This window comes from Streptomyces sp. NPDC051020 (assembly GCF_040683105.1).
Classification (GTDB): Bacteria; Actinomycetota; Actinomycetes; order Streptomycetales; family Streptomycetaceae; genus Streptomyces.
The window spans coordinates 1-5674 of sequence record NZ_JBFBCG010000172.1; the positions used below are offsets into that span (position 1 = coordinate 1).

The 5674-nt window shown below is 68.2% G+C and carries 9 protein-coding genes; 4 read left to right on the plus strand and 5 right to left on the minus strand.

Annotation, left to right across the window (positions count from 1 at the left end):
- Nucleotides 1-285 (plus strand): WHG domain-containing protein (locus AB0N06_RS37880; RefSeq protein ID WP_366139223.1); only part of this gene is annotated, 285 nt, incomplete at its 5' end.
- Nucleotides 286-431: 146 nt separating this feature from the next.
- On the opposite strand, the gene AB0N06_RS37885 is transcribed toward AB0N06_RS37880, so the two are convergent.
- On the minus strand, nucleotides 432-581 hold the full coding sequence (locus AB0N06_RS37885) for a recombinase family protein (RefSeq protein WP_366139224.1): 150 nt from the start codon (nucleotides 579-581) through the stop codon (nucleotides 432-434).
- A 65-nt stretch (nucleotides 582-646) separates the two neighbouring features.
- On the opposite strand from AB0N06_RS37885, the gene AB0N06_RS37890 reads away from it, so the two are divergent.
- The 3 genes from AB0N06_RS37890 to AB0N06_RS37900 all read left to right on the plus strand — a co-directional run bounded on the left by AB0N06_RS37890 (nucleotide 647) and on the right by AB0N06_RS37900 (nucleotide 2297).
- A complete protein-coding gene (locus AB0N06_RS37890; protein ID WP_366139231.1) occupies nucleotides 647-832 on the plus strand; it encodes a hypothetical protein in 186 nt (61 codons plus the stop codon).
- Complete coding sequence (locus AB0N06_RS37895) at nucleotides 796-1050, plus strand: hypothetical protein (RefSeq protein WP_366139228.1); 255 nt, start codon at nucleotides 796-798, stop codon at nucleotides 1048-1050. The genes AB0N06_RS37890 and AB0N06_RS37895 overlap by 37 nt, the downstream gene beginning before the upstream one ends.
- A gap of 554 nt (nucleotides 1051-1604) precedes the next feature.
- Nucleotides 1605-2297, plus strand: coding sequence for a type 1 glutamine amidotransferase domain-containing protein (locus AB0N06_RS37900; RefSeq protein WP_366139225.1), 693 nt, complete (start codon nucleotides 1605-1607; stop codon nucleotides 2295-2297).
- Here AB0N06_RS37900 and AB0N06_RS37905 read toward each other — a convergent pair.
- The 4 genes from AB0N06_RS37905 to AB0N06_RS37920 form a co-directional block, all read right to left on the minus strand.
- Complete coding sequence (locus tag AB0N06_RS37905; protein ID WP_366139229.1) at nucleotides 2281-3123, minus strand: leucine zipper domain-containing protein; 843 nt, start codon at nucleotides 3121-3123, stop codon at nucleotides 2281-2283. The two genes, AB0N06_RS37900 and AB0N06_RS37905, sit on opposite strands and share 17 nt — an antisense overlap.
- Before the next feature lie 11 nt (nucleotides 3124-3134).
- Nucleotides 3135-3962, minus strand: coding sequence for an ABC transporter permease (locus AB0N06_RS37910; protein WP_366139230.1), 828 nt, complete (start codon nucleotides 3960-3962; stop codon nucleotides 3135-3137).
- The gene (locus tag AB0N06_RS37915) at nucleotides 3904-4815 is read right to left on the minus strand and encodes an ATP-binding cassette domain-containing protein (RefSeq protein ID WP_366139226.1); all 912 of its coding nucleotides are present in this window, start codon (nucleotides 4813-4815) and stop codon (nucleotides 3904-3906) included. The genes AB0N06_RS37910 and AB0N06_RS37915 overlap by 59 nt, the downstream gene beginning before the upstream one ends.
- A gap of 189 nt (nucleotides 4816-5004) precedes the next feature.
- Nucleotides 5005-5352, minus strand: a complete 348-nt coding sequence (locus AB0N06_RS37920; protein ID WP_366139227.1) for a hypothetical protein — start codon at nucleotides 5350-5352, stop codon at nucleotides 5005-5007.
- Nucleotides 5353-5674: the final 322 nt, after the last annotated feature.

The window sequence follows — 5674 nt, forward strand, 5'->3', positions numbered from 1 at the left end:
CACCTGTACCGGCTGATGTTCACCTACCCCTCGGGCGACGCGGACACGATCCGCGCGGCGAACGAGGCGGCCGATCAGGCCCAGAACGAGTTCCTCGCCGCCGTCCGGGAAGTGGTCGGCACCGATCGCACCCGCCGGGTCGCCCCGCTGCTGCTGACCAGCGTCCACGGCATCACCGACATGGAGGCCAACGGCCATTTGTCCCCGGACAAGTGGCACATCACCGCCGACGAACTCGTCGCCACCCTGGTCTCCATGATCGGGCAGCAGGCCGACCCCCGGTAGGTCCCGCACGGAACGGCACCCCGCACCCCCGCCGCAAACACCCCGACGCGCCCCCGGCCCCGCGCGAGCCGCTTCAGCTCGTGGACGGTGACGATGACCGGCGTCTCGGGGGCGGCTTCCTTGAACTGGCGGGCCAGGGCGAGCGCCTACTCCAGTTCGGGGCGCACCTTCACGCGGGTGCTGATCTGCTCCTTGAAGACCTTGTGGCACTCCGCGCGGTGGAGGGCTTCGAGCTGGCTCGCCAGCTCCTGTCGGGCGGTCGACGTCCTCGCGTACCCGATGCGGACCGGGCGCACGGTGCGGGGCGCGGGGACGACGGCGAGCGCCGGGCCCTGCTTCCACGCGCGGCCCGGAGGTTCGCATGTCGTCGTCGATGACCGTCGGACGTCCGCCGTGGGTGCCGGTCGTCGGGGACGGGGATCTCCCGTTCCCGGATGTAGTTGCGCTCGATCTGTCCGGCGACGGCAAGCACGGCATCCCCTCGCTGGACGCCGGATACCGGATCTCCGCCTGGCAGAGAGGCCGGTTCGGCTCTATGAGGCGCTGAGGGAGGGCAAGTTCGTACTGGTGGGCCGCGATGTCGCTGCGGTTGCAGCGCCGTGGGCGGGGCGGTTGGTGAGGGTCTCCCCGGCGACCGGTCTGCGCCCGACCCTATTGGTCCGGCCCGACGGTTATGCCGCGTGGGCGGCCGACGACCCCGACCCGGATGAGGTGCGCAAGGCCCTGACGCGGTGGTTGGGTGAGGCCGACCGACGGGAAGCGTAATCGGGCTTCCGGCTTCGTAGGCCTTTCACAGCAGGCGACGTCCTCCCGGTGCTGCCGGCTGAGGACGCCTGAGGCGGTCGTGGAAGCCCTTGCCCGGGGTACGCGGTTGGGTAACAAGGGACCGTTCGCCGTGCACGAGGCGATCCGCAAGGCCCTGCCCTCGCCCGAGCACGGTGAGGCGCTGTGGGAGCGTGCGTTCGGCCTCTACCGTGACGCGCTTTCTACCATGGGTCGTCACCTCCCCCCTCTGACTCCACCGCCCTGCTGCACGGTGGAGGAGACGGCGGACCTGATGTGGTTCTGGTTCGGCTCCAGTGGCTGGCGCGCTGGTGGTCGAGAACGACTCGTCGTGGGACCGAGTCGAGGCCTTCCTGTACCGAACCGCCGTCGCCACCCTGTACTGACACTGCCTATGGCGGCGCTGCCCGCAGGCCAGGGAGGGGGACCAGGGCGGTCCCGGGTGCGAGTGACCGCTTCATACGGAATCGTGGCAATGAAACGGCGGTTCCGCGGTACGGACGCGGGCCGCGCACCGGACGCAGGAGTGATCAACGGTGGCGAAACTGCTCTTCGTGCTGACCGGATCTCCCTACTGGACTCTCAAGGACGGCACCCGGCACGCTACCGGCTACTGGGCCGAGGAGTTCGCGGCGCCGTACAAGGCGCTCACGGAAGCAGGGCACCAGGTCGTGGTGGCCACTCCCAACGGCGTGGTCCCCAGCGTCGACATGATGAGCCTGCGCCCTGACATGGCGGGCAGTGCCCAGATCGCCCTGGAGTTGGAGGGCATCATCCGTTCCGCGGAGGAGATCCGGCGGCCGATTCAGCTGTCCGACGCTCGCCTGGAGGACTACGACGCCGTCTACTTCCCGGGCGGCCACGGTCCTATGGAGGACCTGTGGCTCAACGCCGACGCGGGTCGGCTGCTGACCGCGGCGCTCGCCTCGGGTAAGCCGCTCGCAGTGGTCTGCCATGCCCCCGCCGCAATGTTGGCCACCAGGGTGCGCGGGGTTTCTCCATTTGCCGGCTACCGGGTCACAGCCTTCACCAACGACGAGGAGAACGCCGTCGGACTGGCCTCCAGGGCTCGATGGCTGCTGGAGGATGAGCTGAAGGAGCTCGGGGTACAGTTCGAGCGCGGAGAGATCTGGAAGCCGTACACGGTGGTCGACCGCAATCTGTACACAGGGCAGAACCCAGCCTCCGCCAGCGCCTTGGCGCAGCAGCTGCTCAAGGTTCTGAAGTAGGCGGCAAACTCCGGAAGGCCTGGATGTAGGAGGGCTGGACGTTGGTGACGCCCGCCCGCAAACGTGCGGCCGGTGGCTGTCCGCCCGCTCCGGAGTGGGGTCGGTGGTAGTTGTAGTGGATGTTCCAGACCGCGATCGCCGCTGTACGGGCATCGTCGCTGGTGAACTCGCGAGCATAGAGAAGTTCTTCATCGACGATGCGGGCGAAGTCGCCTGATCGGTGGCAGGCGCCGTTGTCGGTAACGATCCGGTGGATGTGGTTGATGCCGTGAGCGGCGAACCAGACCTTCGCGCGGGCCAGGAACGCCGCTGCGGTGGCCCCCTTCTCATCCGGCAGCGGCTCGGTATAGGAAAGCCGCGAGAAGCCGTCGATGGCGGAGTGCAGGTAGACGTAGCCGCGTTTCGCACCTGCCGACTTCGCCCGGTCAGCGGCCTTGGCCTGGTCACTGTCGCGTCCGTGGATACGCCATCCGCCACCGTCGGGGATCCGGCCGACCTTCTTCACGTCCAGGTGAACCATGTGACCCGGCCAGCGGGCGACGATCTCCCCCGGCTTACAGTTGCTCTCGCCGCCGGGGTCGATGAACCGGCGTCTGCCGATCTGCAGGATGGCCCAGGCAGGTGTCGCGTTCGGGCTTCGGTGAGGAGTCGAGGATCGGTCGACTAGTCCAGCCTCACCGTGACGCCGCCACCGGTTGACCCACTTCGACGCACAAGCCCGGGAGATGCCCATCTCTGCCGCGACGTGAGCGATCGGGCGTGTCTGGCAGCGTCGAACCAGGCGTCGGCATCCTTCCATCGATAGCGGCGCGTTGCGGTGTCCCATGCCGAGCGCACTCACAGTCCGCGCTTCATTGCGCGGGTCGAAAGCGTCATGCCGATGATGGCGATCGCCACGGCTGCGGTGATGCCAGCGGCTACGGAGGTGCTGAGGAAGTAGCCGGCGAACAGGGTGCGGGCGGCGTCGACGATGTAAGTGATGGGGTTGATCGCGGCGATGGCAGAAAGCCACCTGGGGCCGGCGTCGACGGGGAGCAGGATGCCGGAGAGCAGCGTGATCGGGAAGATCAGCATCTGGGTGACGATCCAGAACAGATTGCCGCTGGGCCGGGAGGCGATGGCGAGGACGTAGGAGAACGCACTGAGTCCGGTGGCCAGAAGGGTCAGCAGGGCCATGGTGGCCAGGGCGCCGGGTACATGGAGGTCCATGCCCAGGGGGATCGCAATGATCGTCAAGAGGGCGGCTTGGGCGAACAGGGTGACGGTGTCTTTGCCGGTGCGACCGAGGATGATCGCGGTGCGACTGATCGGTGTGGCCCCGAAGCGTTCCATCTGTCCGCCGTTGAGTTCGGCCAGCATGCCGTGACCGGCTGAGAGCGGCCCCATCAGGCACATCATCACCAGGATGCCGGGCACGAACCACTGCCAGACGTCACCGTCACCTGCACCGGCAGCGTTTCCCAGGTTGGGGTCGGTGCCGACCAGCATCGAGCCGAACAGCACGAGGAAGAGCAGAGGCTGTCCCATGGCGAAGATGATGCTGATCGGGGACCGCAGTTCTGGGGTGGTCTCACGGGAGAAGACCGTGGCGGTATCCCGGAGTGCCTTAGGCGTCGGGTAAGGCATGAGTTGCTCCGATCTGCCCGTTGGCGGAGGGCTTGGCATCGCCGGTAACTTCGAGTCGGCGGCCGGTGAGATTGAGGAAGACGTCGTCAAGCGATGGACGGTGCACGCTGGCGCGGATGACGGGGATGGACTCGCGGTCCAGCCGTCGCAGGAAGGCTGGGAGTGCGGCGTCGGCATCGGCGATCCGCACGCTCACCGCCTGACCGTCCATGGCGACGTCGGCGACCCCGGCCAGCTGCCTGACGAGACCGGCTGCTGAGTGGGCGTCCTCGGCGCTGCCTGTAGTGAGGTGGATCCGGTCGCCTGCGAGGTCGGCTTTGAGGGTGTCCGAGGTGCCGTTGGCGATCACTTCGCCCTGGTCGACGATCACGATGCGCTCGGCCATGTCGTCGGCCTCGTCGAGGTAGTGGGTGGTGAGCAGGATCGTGATGCCGTATTCGCCGCGCAGAAGCTGTATTTGTTCCCAGAGGGCGGCGCGACTGTGGGGATCCAGGCCAGCGGAGGGCTCATCGAGGAACAACACTCGGGGGTTGTGGATGAGACCGAGGGCGATGTCCACTCGGCGGCGCTGACCGCCCGAGAGCGTGCCGGGAGCACGACTGGCCAGGTCGCCGATGCCGAGGACCTCCAGCACCTCATCGGCTCGGCGACCCGCATCCCGGGTCCTCAGGCCGTAGCACCGGCCCTGGGTGATGAGCTCCTCACGGATCCGATGGTTCTCACCGGAGGCGCCCTTCTGGCCGACGTAGCCGATGGCCTCGCGTACTCGACCGGGTTCGCGTGCGGCGTCGTGGCCCGCGATGTGCACGCTGCCGGAGGTGGGCGGAAGCAGCGTGGTCAGCATCCGTAACGTGGTCGACTTGCCCGCGCCGTTCGGCCCAAGCAGTGCCACCAGCTCGCCAGCCGCCGAGGACCGACTGCTCGGCGTCCAGTTCCTGCGGAGGGATGCGCTCGAAGCTGCCCGGATCGACGTCGTCGTTGCTCCGGGTGGGGGTGGGTACGCTCATGGTGGATCTCCGTTCAGGGATTCGAGCAGCGGCCGGGCCGGGCAAGGTTTCCGGCCGCTGCTGTTGTGCGGGGGTCAGGACGTGGTGGCGAGGACGGGAGCTCTGCGGCATTCGCACGGGCCGATCGGGAGGAAGGTCTCCGGGTCCTCGGCGAGACCGGACCCGTTGCACTTGTCGCACTTCGGCGCGGCAGCCGCAGGATGAGCGCTCGAGCCGGCCGGGGCGTCCGGGAGCTTCTTCAGGTGCATCCGGTAGATCGCGGCCGGGTCGAAGACGCGGTCCGGGTCACAGCTGCGGGCCAGGTGGCTGCGCAGCTTCGACGCCGTCCAGCCCACGGCCACGGCTTCGACGGCGAGCGGCAGCAGCATCTCCGCCACGTCGGCACCGTTCATCCGGTCCCGGCCGGGCAAGCCGAGCAGCATCTCCAGCAGCTCCGCGCGAGCGGAGGTGAGCCGTCATCTACCGGCAGGGGCTCGAGCACGCCCTCGTCCTCTCCGCGCGAGCGGAGGTGAGGCGCCTGCGTAGGCCTTCAGTCCGCGAACCCGGCGCCGAAGACACGGGCAAGCCGGAACGCAGTCGTGGTCGGAGCCTCGTAGAATCGCTCGCATGGCCGTAATGTCCCAGGCAGGCAGCCGGATGTACTCGCCGACCAGCGCGGGCAGACCGCACCGCTCGGCCAGCCGCACCACCGGCTCCAGCCCGCCGTACGCGATCAGGTTCGGGTCGTCGAACGTGGACGAGACC

What these genes read in the sequence shown, in the direction of transcription:
- AB0N06_RS37890 (WP_366139231.1), top strand. Translation starts at nt 647, where the DNA reads ATGTCGTCGTCGATGACCGTCGGACGTCCGCCGTGGGTGCCGGTCGTC.
- AB0N06_RS37905 (WP_366139229.1), bottom strand. Translation starts at nt 3,123, where the DNA reads ATGGGACACCGCAACGCGCCGCTATCGATGGAAGGATGCCGACGCCTG.
- AB0N06_RS37910 (WP_366139230.1), bottom strand. Translation starts at nt 3,962, where the DNA reads ATGCCAAGCCCTCCGCCAACGGGCAGATCGGAGCAACTCATGCCTTAC.
- AB0N06_RS37920 (WP_366139227.1), bottom strand. Translation starts at nt 5,352, where the DNA reads ATGCTGCTCGGCTTGCCCGGCCGGGACCGGATGAACGGTGCCGACGTG.